Annotated in this window: 13 protein-coding genes; 8 read left to right on the plus strand and 5 right to left on the minus strand. The window is 41.4% G+C overall.

What is annotated here, in order from left to right; all coding sequences use genetic code 11:
- Positions 1-53: 53 nt before the first annotated feature.
- Positions 54-986 carry a cation diffusion facilitator family transporter gene (locus tag R3289_RS07900; RefSeq protein ID WP_318924977.1) on the minus strand — a complete coding sequence of 311 codons (933 nt, stop codon included), beginning with the start codon at positions 984-986 and terminating at the stop codon, positions 54-56.
- Positions 987-1,513: 527 nt separating this feature from the next.
- Here R3289_RS07900 and R3289_RS07905 point away from each other — a divergent pair.
- Together R3289_RS07905 and R3289_RS07910 are read left to right on the plus strand one after the other, a co-directional pair.
- Positions 1,514-1,792: a hypothetical protein gene (locus tag R3289_RS07905; RefSeq protein WP_318924978.1), complete on the plus strand. Its 279-nt coding sequence runs from the start codon at positions 1,514-1,516 to the stop codon at positions 1,790-1,792.
- 667 nt (positions 1,793-2,459) lie between these two features.
- Positions 2,460-3,089, plus strand: coding sequence for an HD domain-containing protein (locus tag R3289_RS07910; protein ID WP_318924979.1), 630 nt, complete (start codon positions 2,460-2,462; stop codon positions 3,087-3,089).
- 101 nt (positions 3,090-3,190) lie between these two features.
- Here the strand turns inward: R3289_RS07910 and R3289_RS07915 are convergent, their stop codons facing one another.
- Positions 3,191-4,378, minus strand: coding sequence for a cystathionine beta-lyase (locus R3289_RS07915; protein ID WP_318924980.1), 1,188 nt, complete (start codon positions 4,376-4,378; stop codon positions 3,191-3,193).
- Between the two features lie 270 nt (positions 4,379-4,648).
- On the opposite strand from R3289_RS07915, the gene R3289_RS07920 reads away from it, so the two are divergent.
- Positions 4,649-5,524 (plus strand): NAD(P)-dependent oxidoreductase, encoded by an 876-nt coding sequence (locus R3289_RS07920; protein WP_318924981.1) that lies wholly within the window; start codon positions 4,649-4,651, stop codon positions 5,522-5,524.
- A gap of 123 nt (positions 5,525-5,647) precedes the next feature.
- On the opposite strand, the gene R3289_RS07925 is transcribed toward R3289_RS07920, so the two are convergent.
- Both R3289_RS07925 and R3289_RS07930 read right to left on the minus strand, forming a co-directional pair.
- A complete protein-coding gene (locus tag R3289_RS07925; protein ID WP_318924982.1) occupies positions 5,648-6,856 on the minus strand; it encodes a NupC/NupG family nucleoside CNT transporter in 1,209 nt (402 codons plus the stop codon).
- Between the two features lie 502 nt (positions 6,857-7,358).
- The gene (locus tag R3289_RS07930; protein ID WP_318924983.1) at positions 7,359-7,868 is read right to left on the minus strand and encodes a porin family protein; all 510 of its coding nucleotides are present in this window, start codon (positions 7,866-7,868) and stop codon (positions 7,359-7,361) included.
- A 385-nt stretch (positions 7,869-8,253) separates the two neighbouring features.
- Here R3289_RS07930 and R3289_RS07935 point away from each other — a divergent pair, with 385 nt between their 5' ends.
- The 5 genes from R3289_RS07935 (at position 8,254) to R3289_RS07955 (ending at position 13,267) form a co-directional block, all read left to right on the plus strand.
- Positions 8,254-8,847: a hypothetical protein gene (locus R3289_RS07935; protein WP_318924984.1), complete on the plus strand. Its 594-nt coding sequence runs from the start codon at positions 8,254-8,256 to the stop codon at positions 8,845-8,847.
- Positions 8,848-9,785: 938 nt separating this feature from the next.
- On the plus strand, positions 9,786-10,229 hold the full coding sequence (locus R3289_RS07940; RefSeq protein ID WP_318924985.1) for an SRPBCC family protein: 444 nt from the start codon (positions 9,786-9,788) through the stop codon (positions 10,227-10,229).
- A 298-nt stretch (positions 10,230-10,527) separates the two neighbouring features.
- Complete coding sequence (locus tag R3289_RS07945; protein WP_318924986.1) at positions 10,528-11,082, plus strand: GNAT family N-acetyltransferase; 555 nt, start codon at positions 10,528-10,530, stop codon at positions 11,080-11,082.
- Positions 11,083-11,228: 146 nt separating this feature from the next.
- Entirely contained in the window at positions 11,229-12,419 is a 1,191-nt protein-coding gene (gene lhgO, locus R3289_RS07950; RefSeq protein ID WP_318924987.1) for an L-2-hydroxyglutarate oxidase, read from the plus strand.
- Between the two features lie 539 nt (positions 12,420-12,958).
- Positions 12,959-13,267 (plus strand): hypothetical protein, encoded by a 309-nt coding sequence (locus tag R3289_RS07955; RefSeq protein ID WP_318924988.1) that lies wholly within the window; start codon positions 12,959-12,961, stop codon positions 13,265-13,267.
- A gap of 3 nt (positions 13,268-13,270) precedes the next feature.
- Here R3289_RS07955 and R3289_RS07960 read toward each other — a convergent pair whose 3' ends face one another.
- Entirely contained in the window at positions 13,271-13,861 is a 591-nt protein-coding gene (locus R3289_RS07960) for a hypothetical protein (RefSeq protein WP_318924989.1), read from the minus strand.
- Positions 13,862-14,057: the final 196 nt, after the last annotated feature.

Raw genomic sequence — 14,057 nt, forward strand, 5'->3', positions numbered from 1 at the left:
TTAGTCAGAGGCATTAAAGCGACTAGCTCATCACCAAACAAGCCTTCAACGCCTTACATTTCATCATGACACTCATCGCAATCACAGCACGGGTTAATAACCCGTTCGGCACAGGTATATGGCTCGACATGAATGATCACATCAACCACTTCATCTATCTGTTTTAGAATATGGCTCTTAAAGTTTTCAGTGATCGTATGGGCCTTATCGACACTCATCACCGGATCCACCAACAAGTGGAAATCTAACAAAATTATACTGCCTGTACGGCGGCTACGAATGGCGTGAACTTCACGAATATCACTATCCTGCAAAGCATAACGCTGAATTTTAGCTTCAATCTCACTGTCTGCTTCGGCTTCTGTGATTTCCACTATTGCAGGCCACAATATCTCGAAGGCCGCTTTCAATATCATTGCAGTAACCAGCAGAGCGGCAATCTGATCAAGATAATACAAATCAGGTACAAAGTAGTTTGCAATAACAGCGACAGCAACAGGTAATGAACTCAATGCATCTGAGCGGTGGTGCCAAGCATTAGCATACAAAGCACGACTATTAATTTTCTTAGACTGAATCACTGTCCAACGATACAGAACTTCTTTCACCAGAATAGATGCGACAGCGGCCCAAAAGGCCAGCATTCCAGGTGTGGTATTTGATTCCTGGCCAATCGAGTCAATGGAATTCCAGCCAATCCCTATCCCGACAACGGCAAGCAGTATGCCAATAAATATATTGGTCAGGGTTTCAAAACGTCCATGCCCGTACGGGTGCTCTTTATCGGCAGGTGCGGTCCAGTACCTTGAACCAATCAAGATTGCCGTATCAGTCACTAAATCTGAAAAACTATGGACACCATCGGCAATTAAGGCCTGGCTGCCTGTCAGTTTACCTACAGTGATTTTTAACAGTGCTAATGCAACGTTAGCTATTGCTCCAATCCATGTGACTCTCTGAATCAGTCTTACCGGTGTATCTGACATAAATTCTTCTCAAAACAGCTTATTACAACATAGTGGTCTCAAACTACTTCGCTATAAAGTCCGTAGCCGAAATCATCATAGCGAACTAAGGTTTAAAGTCCATCGTTATCAAATGCCTTGTGCGGTAGCTTTCACGCTTTTTAAACGGGTACTAAACAGTCCTGAACGTGACTAAACACCGATTGGTATTACCTCTGTACCTAACGGCATCATAATCCTGTACCATTATTCAATATTACAACACAACATATGGGATGTGTTTTATATAAAAATCCGATTTTATAATAATTCTGATTAATAACACTTTACATGTATTTTGTTTATCATTTTAAATAATTCGTTATTATTGTTTTCTCTTGCAGAGGCTATGAAAACAATATTGGATAGCTCTTTAAATTCTCAAGAAAACCTTGCTGACGTCACATATTTCGAATAACGGTTATGAATTCAAATTGTAATATATACGTATCCTTCCATAATACTAATGCGTCAATATAAAGATATTGATTTAATAAAAAGGACTTTTTATGAGAAATATCACTGATTTTATAGAGCAGCTTGAAAGAGAAAAAATCCCTTTCAGCATCTGGGTATATTCCAGTAATGGTCATTATAGTCAGTTTGGCACTCAAGTGAGTAAACCATGTACATCCCAACTACAAGAAACAATCGACCAGCGCTTACAAATCATTGTAAAAATGCATAATGATGGTGCTTTTCTGTTGTTACCTGAAGTACATATGGTAGTACCGGTGAATTTTCATGATGGTCAAATATTCTCGATAAATATGATACAAGCTGCATAACTGGCAGTTAAATTTGCTCACCTTCTTTATATATTTAGGTATCAATAACGATTAAGAAAAAACAGGCTAGGTTTTTTTGAATGTCCTAATAATAAAGATGATAAATAAACAGACCCTTAGGGTCTGTTTCTCATTAACAATAAATTCACATACAATCACTTAACAACAATTTATAAAAATCAATTATTCACTTCAACTTTTATATTTTCAGGTAAACTAACCACCCCCATTTTAATAAAAAGTTTCCCATATTCATCGACTATTCGATAAAAGAGATTAATTTCGCAAAGTTGAAATCTTTCCCCCCGGTATTCATATACTCCTACGACAAATATGCACAACTGGCTTATTGATGATGTCTAAGTCTATATGATCAGAAAAAATCTGCCATTTTCGCAGCCTGATTTGGCATGCTTTATTTCCCGTATCCTAACCTTCGTTAAACTGGGGTTACTGCCGTCTAACACCTTAACTTCAGCGAGCCCATTTCGCTCTGACCTTGAGTCTTCCGGCACTTTCTAGGTTGACCAAATTAATACCAATAGAGAAGCCCCCCGATCACAACATCATGTTTTTGAAAAACTCATGTCGACATAAACTTGAGCCAGCGACTTAAGTCCAGCAAAATACACTTTTGATAATTGGTTTTCTGAGGAACATACAGCAAATGGAACATATCGAGCCACAACTCAAAAAATACGTGCAACAGATGATGGCAACCGATCCTGCTCATGATCTTAGCCACATTGAGCGGGTTGTGGTGGCCGCTAAGCAATTTGCCCACCAGGAAAACGCCAAGCTTGAAATTATCATTCCTGCCGCCTGGCTACACGATTGTGCTTCACTGCCGAAAGATCACCCTCAGCGTCATTGTGCATCGCGCTTAGCGGCAGAAGAAGCTATCCGTTTTTTGCGTTCTGTGGGTTATCCCGAGCAATACTATGCTGACATCAGACACGCCATCGAGGCACATAGCTACAGTGCAAATATACCGGTAAGAACATTAGAAGCCGCCATAGTGCAAGATGCCGATCGCATCGATGCGTTAGGAGCGATCGGTATTGCGCGCTGTATTCAGGTCGGTACCTCTTTCAATGCAAGCCTGTATTCAGATGAAGACCCTTTTTGTGAAACACGTGTTTATAACGATAAGCTCTTTACGGTTGATCACTTCTACACTAAACTGTTTAAGTTGCAGGATACGATGAACACCGCAGCGGCAAGACAAGAAGCCGTTAAGCGAACTGAATATATGAAAGGATTTTTGACGCAGTTACGTCATGAGATCAAAGGCTAAAATTCATCGAATAACTATCACGAAAAAATAAAGGCCATTGATACGGCCTCTATTAAGATGAAAACAGCTGATAGAAAAATACTACTACGAAGACAGCCTGATTACTTGTCTAATACGGCGTTAAAACGCTCAAAGCCTTTTTCAAGATCACGGATCAGATCATCAGCGTCTTCTAAGCCGATATGAAGACGCAGCATCGGGCCGGCAAAGTCTTTCTTCTTCGCTGTACGCAGCGCATTGATATTCTCATTCGCCAGGATCAGGCTTTCAAACCCCCCCCATGAATAACCCATACTGAAATGTTCCATACCATCAAGCAAAGCCGTTAAGGCTTGGGTATTTCCTCGTTTTAAAACCAAAGAAAATAGCCCGTTGCAACCTTTAAAATCACGCTTGTAGAACTCATGCCCCTCACAGCTTTCAAAAGCCGGATGACGCACATGATCAACTTCTTCGCGCTCTGACAACCACTGAGCAATTTTAAGACTACTTTGCTCATGTTGCCTCAGGCGTACTCCAAGCGTACGCAAACCACGCATCGCCAGGTACACATCATCAGGAGAAGTACACTGCCCCATGAGGTAACTGCTTTCGCGTAGCTGGTCCCAGCAACGTTCATTGGCCGTTGCGGTACCCAGCATGACATCAGAATGACCCACTATATATTTCGTTGCAGCTTGAATTGAAATATCGACACCATGCTCAAAAGGCTGAAAGTTAATTGGAGATGCCCAGGTATTATCCAGCATGACAACCAGATCCTGCTCATGAGCAATACGTGCAAGCGTCGGCACATCTTGTACTTCCATCGTAATGGAACAAGGAGATTCAAGAAAGAGTACCGTCGTATTCGGGCGGATCAGCTCACGAATACCTTCGCCAATCATGGGATCATAATAGGTAGTTTCCACCCCCATTTTATCTAGGATCTTGTCGCAAAATTCACGAGTGGGCTCATAGGCACCGTCAACCATCAGAATATGATCGCCGTTTTTCACAAATGACAGAATCGCGTTAGAAATCGCCGCGGTACCACATGGATACAAAGCACAACCAACACCACCTTCCAGTTCAACCATCGCATCTTGAAAAGCGAAATGGGTATTAGTGCCCCGGCGACCATAAAACAGCGCTTTATTGGCGCGGTTAGCCGTTGCATGCTTCATTTCTTTGACTGAATCAAAAACAATTGTCGATGCGCGGCTTACCGGGGGGTTGACCAAATGCTGAGTCCATTTCTTCGATCGTCCAGCGGTGACAATTTTTGTATCTAGTTCTTTTTTACCCATGATAAACCCAAATATCCTTTTAAGTTGCTATAGCAACGACGTTAACATACTTATACCCAAAGTACCTCAAGATGCATAGCTCTGGGAGAATTCAGACAGCTCTTATGATCTCAGTATTACCAGCTACCTAAGGCCTGCTTTTAGGGTAGAGCTGGATAACATTATCATTGATACTGTTTGATGGAATCTTCGCTAGACGCTACATCTTGAGACGGTTTGGGTATATATTGCCGTAACTAAAATTAAATACAAAACAGGGAAGCTATTATAATGACTCAGCAAAATATCGCATTTATCGGACTCGGCACTATGGGCTTCCCAATGGCGGGACACCTTGCCGATGCAGGTCATCATGTTATTGTTTATAACCGCACGACAGCAACAGCAGAAAAGTGGCTTAAAAGCCATCACGGCCAACTGGCTCTGACTCCGGCAGAAGCGGCAAAAGAGGCGGATTTTGTTTTTACCTGCGTCGGTAATGACAGCGATGTTCGCCAGGTGTATATCGGTGAAAATGGTATTCTATCAACCATTCGACCCGGTACTATCCTGATTGATAACACCACCGCATCCGCTGAAGTTGCACGTGAAATTGCACAAGCCGCCAAAGCGGTTCAAGCCGATTTTCTTGATGCACCAGTTTCTGGCGGTGAAGCTGGCGCAGTCAACGGATGCCTGACGGTAATGGTCGGTGGTAACGCTGATGTGTTTGAAAAAGCCAAGCCTGTTATCGAATGTTATGCAAAAGCCAGCACCTTAATGGGCGATGTTGGCTACGGTCAAATTACCAAGATGGCAAATCAGCTTTGTATTGCAGGTATACTACAAGGTTTGTCTGAAGCGATTACTCTGGCTAAATCTGCCGGACTGGATATTGAAAAAATGACCGATGTACTGAAACACGGTGCGGCAGGTTCATGGCAGATGGAAAATCGGGCTGTCACGATGGCACAGGACAAGTTTGACTTTGGTTTCGCCATTGACTGGATGCGTAAAGATCTCGGCATCTGCTTTGATGCAGCAGAGAAACTGGGGGTTGATCTGCCACTGGCTAAACAAGTTGATGAAAAGTATGCCGAGCTGCAAAAGCGCGGCTTTAATCGCGCCGATACCTCAGTACTGATTAAGCAGTTTGATCAACAATAAACACGCTCAAAAAGCATCTATTTATATAACGAGGAAAATAATAAGCCGTCACTATCAATGACGGCTTAAATATCAGCTCATGATCAATAGCTCCTCCGCAGGAGCTATAACAGATGAGTAAAATTACAGCGTAATAAAAATACCCGCTAGCGCAGCACTCATCAGGTTAGCCAGGGTTGCAGCCAATACCGCTTTGAAGCCAAGGTTTGCGACATCGCCGCGACGCTCAGGAGCCATCACCCCGATAGAACCAATCTGAATCGCTATCGAGCCAATATTAGCAAAACCACACAGGGCAAAAGTAATAATAATCTGGCTCTGAGATGAGAGGGTTTCCTTCACATTAACAAAATCAAGAAATGCGACAAACTCATTCAGGATCAATTTCTGACCAATGAATGCACCCGCTTGCAGCATTTCACTCGCAGGTACGCCAATCACAAAGGCCAGAGGCGAGAAGATATATCCCAGAACACCTTGCAGTGTCAGGTTGCTCATACCAAACCATTCACCAACCATTTCAAGACCAGCATTGGCCATTGCGATAACACTGACAAAAGCAATCAGCATCGTACCGATAGCAACCGCGACTTTCATCCCGTTCATGGCACCCGCAGCCAGTGCATCGATTGCATTGCTATGCTCGCTGGTTGCCATTTCAATATCCGTTTGCTCAACGGCAACGTTTTGCTCGGGCACCAGGATCTTAGCCATTAGCAAACTACCCGGCGCGGCCATAAAACTTGCAGCAATCAGATATTTTAAATCAACACCAAGACCAGCATAACCACCTAGCACACTGCCCGCGACAGAAGCCATACCGCCAGTCATTACGGCAAAGAGTTCTGAACGGGTCATTTGAGGAAGAAAAGGTTTAACCAGAAGCGGTGATTCGCCTTGAGAAAGGAAGATATTGCCCGTTGCAACTAATGATTCTGCACGGCTGGTACCCAAAAACTTCTGAATGCCACCACCGATCACTTTGATCACCCATTGCATCACGCCAAGATAATAAAGAAGAGAAATTAAAGCACTGATAAAGATAACAAGAGGAAGGACGCGAATTGCAAAAATGAAACCGGACGTTGCAAGATCACCAAACAGAAACTTGATCCCTTCATCCGCGAACCCCAGTACGCTGGCGATACCACGGCTCATCGCCCCCAACGCTTTTTGCCCAGCGGGTACATACAGTACCAAAGCGGCAAAACTTGCTTGTAAGAACAAGGCTCCGCCAACGGTGCGCCAGTTAATCGCTTTACGGTTCTCGGAAAAGACCCAAGCGCACACTACCAGTACCAAAATACCGGCCATACTAATTAACAACTGCATTATTTCGTCCTACTGCTTTTCTTAAATGGATATCGAAAAATGAAGGTGTTACTGCTTGTTGTCATTGGGGAACATAAGCTTTCAGGAAAAAAGCAAACATAGGAGGGATCCAAGCAATAACGCTTAGACAATAAGGATCTGTCCGCCCAAACAAACAACATACAAGTCACCTTGATAACAAGCTAAAAATCATGCCGGTCCAACTCCGTGGGTCGTTCACATTTCCCTGGTGACAGCTTGTAACTAAGGTGGCTGAACTCAATGGTTCTGGCCGGAAGGGGAGTATATAGAGATCTAGATCACATTAACAATCCAAAACGGCGTTTTTAGTGTGCTCTGGATTCGAATGGATGGTTTGCAAGCAAATATAAAGCAATAAGCTCAATATTTGACTTTTCACTAACGATGTTCCTATTTTGTTTTGACAGTCCATATAGCGCAACAGGGAGAACACCGTTCTCCCTGTTATTCATTTTATGACACGTTAGCGACCATCAGAGTGTTAGAATCTGTAATCGACAGACCATACAACTTGCTGTGAATAATCAATTTTAGTGTTATTTTCACTGTAGTCCTGGTCAAGATAACGGTACGCTAATTCAGTTGACCAGCTATCATTAATTTCATACATCGCGCCTACCTGACCACCCCATACAAAGTCTGTTGAGCTTTTACTGGCAATCTCGCTATCAGCAAAACCAGCCGATACACCTGCGAATAAGTTCACTTGTTGAGCTAGCGGTATCAGGTAATCGTAAGATGCTAATAACATGTCTTGTGATGATTTATCCATGTAGCTATAGGTACCCATTACACGGTGATGATCATTGATAATCGCACCACCACGTAACTGATAAGTCGCATCTTCTCCGTTTTGATCATGGGTTCCTTTCACTTCGTCTTGCTGGTAACCGACACCACCACCAACAAACCAATCAGCGTCAGCCGCGAAAGCCGGAAGTGCAACCGTTGTAGCCAAGATTAACGATGAGATTGCTGTGAACTTTTTCATGAATCACTCCTGCCTGTTCTTTATATAAGGTACAGATTAACGTTGTTATCTGCTGTACTTCGTTTCGTTGATGATTACTCTACACAAGGAAACTGAACCTAAGCTTAAAATAAAAAACATTGTTTTATATCTGAATTTAAGCTGAACATCGCTCACGGAAATAGCAGGAAAGGGACTACAGTTTGTTAGTAATTAATTTAAATAAAAAACAACACTGACTCAAAAAATCTACGGTTAAAATTGACAGTTCGCGGCAGCAAGGCATTATTGTACATCACGCCGTACATAGCCGATTTAACTAAGACCATTCTCGCTGGTACGGAATGTGCCGTTATGTAAACGGCAATAATTGAAGACTATCACTCCAGTTCAGGGCATTTTTACTATGGCAGGAATCCACTTCCCCACCTCTTTGCTTTCCGGTCTAAAAATTTCCGGGGTAAGTGCTGCTATCATGCTCACCAGTTTGAACACAATCAGCCTTGCACACGCCAACCAGTATGTATCAGAGCTCAAGCTACTGAACTACACCGACTCCTATGGCAATATCACACTCCGTAATACCACAAATATCGAGCTACCCGATCCTATGGTAGTTAATGGCAATCTGAATTTAGAAAACAGCCGTATCCAGCGCCTGCCAAAAAAACTGGTCGTAAAAGGGAATCTCAATCTGGCTTATAGCTCAGTGACCCGACTTCCTCTAACATTGAAAGTCGACGGCTATATTAATCTTGCCCATTCTCAGATTACCTACCTGAATAATGGTCTAAGGGTCAGAGGGGATTTGAGCCTGATGGGAACGAAACTGACACAACTTCCCCCTTATATTTACGTCGGCGGTGATTTATATCTGGCAAATACGGCAATTACTGAACTGCCAAAATTTCTGGTTGTACAAGGGAGTATCTATTTGGGCGGAACGCAGATAGCATCGGTGCCAGAAAAAGCCTCTATCGGGGGTAAAATCTATCAATAACGAGCCTTAGTAACTCAACGTATTGACAAATATTGCGTTCAGCTTACACAAGTAAGATGACCGTTTATCTAGCGCCGAGAAAAAACGTTCTGCAATGTAATTTATCAGCGGGGGATCTGCATTAAAGCGGGTACTTTTTATTTAGCCAGAAACACCGATTTGGTTCTGCATGCTCCTGGCTACTGGGATACTAAAGATTCTCTATAATGACCTTCAGTTGGTTGTTCTAAAACACATCATATCGCTTTAGCGAATTTTCAATCAGTTAGATTTTGTTTTAGTTGTTTTATTTTGGTAGTAAAACCACTTTCTACGGTTTTGACTTTTCATATAACACCTCTCATTTTAATCAATGAGTAAGCTTGATATCACTAATTAAATACCGTTCTCACTCTCTTATTTGCTCTACTATAACCAGGTAATTATGACGAACATATTACGACCAGGTGAAAGTAAAACGATCTCTACATTCCAATCAAAATTAGCCGACTGAAAAACGAACAGGAATGAATGATCAATGAGATATTTTTCGTGGAAGTGATGCTAAGAAGTTACCTTATTTGAATGGATTAAGGTAAACCATATTCTCTAATAAATTTCACCTGACGATTTATATCTCAAAACCAATATAAAAGCCTTTATGCTCTTTTACAAGTATCATTTGTAATATTTTTGTGATTCATGTCGATTTTTTTTGCGCCCGCCTTGTCGAGTTATATCTGATTTTGTAGATAAAAACGTATTCTATCAATGCATAGCTCTATACTCGAATCTTTTGATAAAACGTAAAAACCAGAGACCCACCATAAAAACCAACAATCTCACTAATCCTCTGATTTTTAAAAAAATGCCAGAAATGATTCACTCCAAAACCTTGACACTTGTTTACATTTTGCTAGCATTCTTATCACAGCATGAAGAGAGGGGGAGGAAGGATAATGACCATCCACACCATCACATTAGAGCAAACAGCTAATGTGCCAAAAGACATTCTATTTCACCTGCTCTCTGACCATGAAAACTTAGGCCGTTTTTTTAATGCTGAGTTTTCATTAGTTAGGCAAGGAAAGCCTGAGACCAATGGAATCGGTGCTATCAGAGAAGTCACCACTGGCCCATTTACTTTTCAAGAACAAATTATCGATTACAAGGAAAACGAGCACCTCCACTACAAAATCATCCAAGGTGGCCCAGTCAAAGAACACGGTGGCTGGATCCGCTTTCAAAGCATTAACGCTAACCAAAGCCTGATTCATTATCGGATTAACTTTTCGCCAAAGATCAAAGGTACAGGTTGGCTTATCAAATATTTATTACAAAAAGACACCAAAAAAGCTTTATCGCATATTGCCCAACTTGGAGAATCTGAATGGCAACGCTGAGTGTGCTAACCATCAGAGATGACCTCGTACTGACGGGATTTCATCTGAGATGTCGCTCCACATCGCTCCAAACCACTTCAAAAAACAAAGTACAGCGAGAGCTCATTGGCTTCTAGTCTGTCAGCCATTTGAATCAATCGTCCTTTCACTGTGTTTCACCTAAAAATAATAGGAATGTCATACTTTCCGGTTAAATTATTTGAGTACATCTTTGATCTGGTGAATATTATTCAACGTGTGAAATCGATTTGATAACCACTAGGTATTAAATTGCAACCTTACACTCAGGGATGAACTCATGGGACAACAGCCTCTTTTGACAACAGAAAGGCTTATTTTACGACCACTCCAGCTTTCCGATGCCAATAAAGTCCAGCTATTGGCTGGAGATCAAAGTATTGCTAACGGTACAATCAATATTCCTCACCCTTATGATGATGGCATGGCCGGCCGGTGGATTGGCAAGCATCTGGCGGGTTGGCAAAGTCAGGAATCCGCTATTTACGCCATTACTCTCAAGTCGACCTATCAGCTCATCGGGTGCGTTGGGTTGCATAACATTTATGAACGAAAAGCCCAACTCGGCTACTGGATTGGCGTACCATTCTGGGGACTGGGATTCTGTACGGAAGCTGCTGAACGCGTCACTGAGTTTGGTTTCAAACGACTCAATTTAGACGTTATCTACGCCCAGCATTTAAGTCGTGATCCTGCACCTGGAAAAGTAATGCAGAAAATTGGTATGCAGCATATCACCACAAAAATCGATGCAACTAGGGTTAATATGATCACTGAAAATTTAGAATATTATGAACTCAATACGATGACAGAAACGGAAAGTCATCACTGTTAAATTAGATCGGTATTCGTTCTGTTTGCAATACATCGTTTTTATTTATTAACAGAAATAAACTATTGTTTTACCTGCCATAGCACAGTTCTCATCGGTTATATCAATTAGGATTATTGCTATCAACTTTCTTCACCATTGGTGTTTACATGATCCATTGTGACTATTTGGTCATTGGTGCAGGTATTATCGGTTTAAGTACCGCCTATGAGTTGCAGAAGCGGCAACCAGAATGCCATGTCGTTGTGGTCGAGAAAGAAATGGCTCCGGGCTTTCATCAAACCGGCCATAATAGTGGTGTCATTCATGCCGGGGTTTATTACACTCCTGGCAGTTTAAAAGCTCAGTTCTGCCGACAGGGTAATATCGCCATCAAACAGTTCTGTCAGCAACATCAAATTCCATTTGATGAATGTGGCAAGCTCTTGGTCGCAACAACGCAGCTCGAACTGAAACGAATGCATGATCTGGCTGAACGAGCAGTGTTGAATGATATTGAATTTAAGATCCTCGATCATGCTGAGCTGGTGCAAAAAGAGCCTAATATCATAGGGCTTGGTGCTTTGTTGATCCCTGCGACGGGTATTGTCGATTACCGACAAATATGCCTGAAACTGGTTAAGTTAATTAAACAAGCCGGAGGCCAAGTACTGTTCAACCACCAAGTAACCTCAATTGATGAAACGAACCATGGCGTAAACGTTGTGGCTAACGATGTCACACTGCGTTGCAATAGATTACTTGCCTGCGGCGGACTGATGGCAGACCGTATCGTTAAGCTACTCGGTGATAAACCCAAGTTCCAGATCATTCCTTTCCGTGGTGATTACTACCAACTGCCTGAAAGGCATAATCAACTGATAAGTCACTTGATATATCCTATTCCTGATCCGGATTTACCTTTCTTAGGCGTTCACCTTACCCGCATGATTGATGGCAGTGTGACCGTCGGACCCAATGCCGTTATTAACTTCTCACGCGAAGGCTATAATAAACATAGCGTACACCTTAAAGACTGCACTGAAATGCTTGCTTTCCCCGGTTTCAGGAAAGTAATTCGTCATCACTTCCGCTCTGCTTTAGCAGAATTAACAAATAGCTTCTGGAAGCCCGCATATTTAAAGCGGGTACAAAAGTATTGTCCTCAGTTAAAACTGACTGATTTACAACCTTACCCGCCTGGTATTCGCGCTCAGGCTGTCGATAAGAAGGGGTTATTAATTGATGACTTTATCTTCCACCACACTGAACGATCTTTAGTTGTCTGTAATGCCCCTTCACCGGCCGCAACCTCATGCTTTCCGATTGCTAGCTATATTGTTGATCAACTGGATATGTAATTGGGATTCTGCATAGTGTTGGTTTAACCGAATAGTTATATCGGTCATCTATATCGTATTACATCAATCATTAGCCCTTTCATTTTATAAAACGAACTTTAATTACGACCTTTTTATAAGAGACAGTATTAAACAAACTATAAGTGATAATTCTTCATCGGAAGAATTATATATATAACATTTAGTTACATATAGAAACCAGCCTTTATTTCCAAATAATTCATTACAATAGGACAATTAAAAACTTCCTTATAGAAAAAACTTACCGTATTACTAACGATATGACTATACTCATATCGATAGTGATGTAATAAGCAACAGGCATGATTAAGCAAAATTTGAGAATTGCTTTATATGCATATAGATGACCAAGCTTATTTAAAGTCACAGTTTTTGGTCTAACCGTTTGTTATTAAGCATCTTTAATTTTAATTAGCTTTTTTGAAATATATTTGTGAACAATAGGTCTTATTAAATGATTGTAGACAAATATACTTATAACAAATTGGTATTTACTGCCAAACGATGAGGTGAAGATTATGTCTAGCTTGAAAGTACTAACAGCCACAGCTGTGATTCTAATGTCTTCTTCAGCATTTGCGGACATCAGAGTTGCGGACACTCATAACGGCGCTTGGGTTACTATCACTGAGAATGGTAAGCCAGCAGCCAATGCTTCAGTTTCTGTAGCGAATGTTCCCCAACAAAAACAAAGCTACCAAACTGATGAAAATGGTCGAGTTTTCATTCCATTAACACTGGAAAGCTCGCGTTCCGTTAAATACAAAGCAAAAACTGAAACAGGTAAGGAATCATCTCGTTTTGCATTCCACTCTACCAACAAATAATTACTAATCCCAAGCCCCATAGCCTATCTTATGGGGCTTACTTTTTTTATCCATGTCATCGCGACGACTCAAATCCCTTGAGAGTACCAGCCCCAAACCTATTACTTGCAAAAATAAAGCTAGATTTCTAAGGCGTGAAATATATTTCATTTCATCTGAATATAAGTCACTTAAATCCAAGTTTTCCAGATATAGATGGTTTATTTTATCTCTCAGTTCAAGTTGTACCTCATTTAATTCAACCATTAATGAAGAAACCCCATCGAGTGATAGTATTGAAATGTCATTTTTTATCCAATAGTTTAAATCACTTATCACTTGCTGCATAATTTCAGGTGCTAACGGTTTATTCATTGAGTCACTATTTACCATCAGGTCTAAAACATGCTCACGTTTACGCTCAACAGTTTCAACTTGTTGCCATATCAGTGTAATTAATTTGTCATTATCAGCTTGTTTTTGGATAAAGGCGTTTGCCTGACGAGTTGCATCATCAATATAAAAATTGGTCATCAACGCTGATACCACATTTAACAGCAAGCCTGTGCCAACTAAGGTCCACGTCGGTATGGTTAACGCCTTTTTCAATTTCATCTTCCTGTACCTACGGCAGAGTACTTCAAGTATGGCAAAAATTTTCTCCACTATTCGCGTAAACATCATCAAAATTTATATTCCAACTGACAATGTCGGTATTACTGGCTGTACACCTGTAACTATCGCTGAAGATGAACTAGATTGTAAACTCGCACCATCTGGATACAGGCCCTTTTCTTACGGAGTTCGCTAG

This window comes from Photobacterium sp. (assembly GCF_033720175.1).
GTDB lineage: Bacteria > Pseudomonadota > Gammaproteobacteria > Enterobacterales > Vibrionaceae > Photobacterium.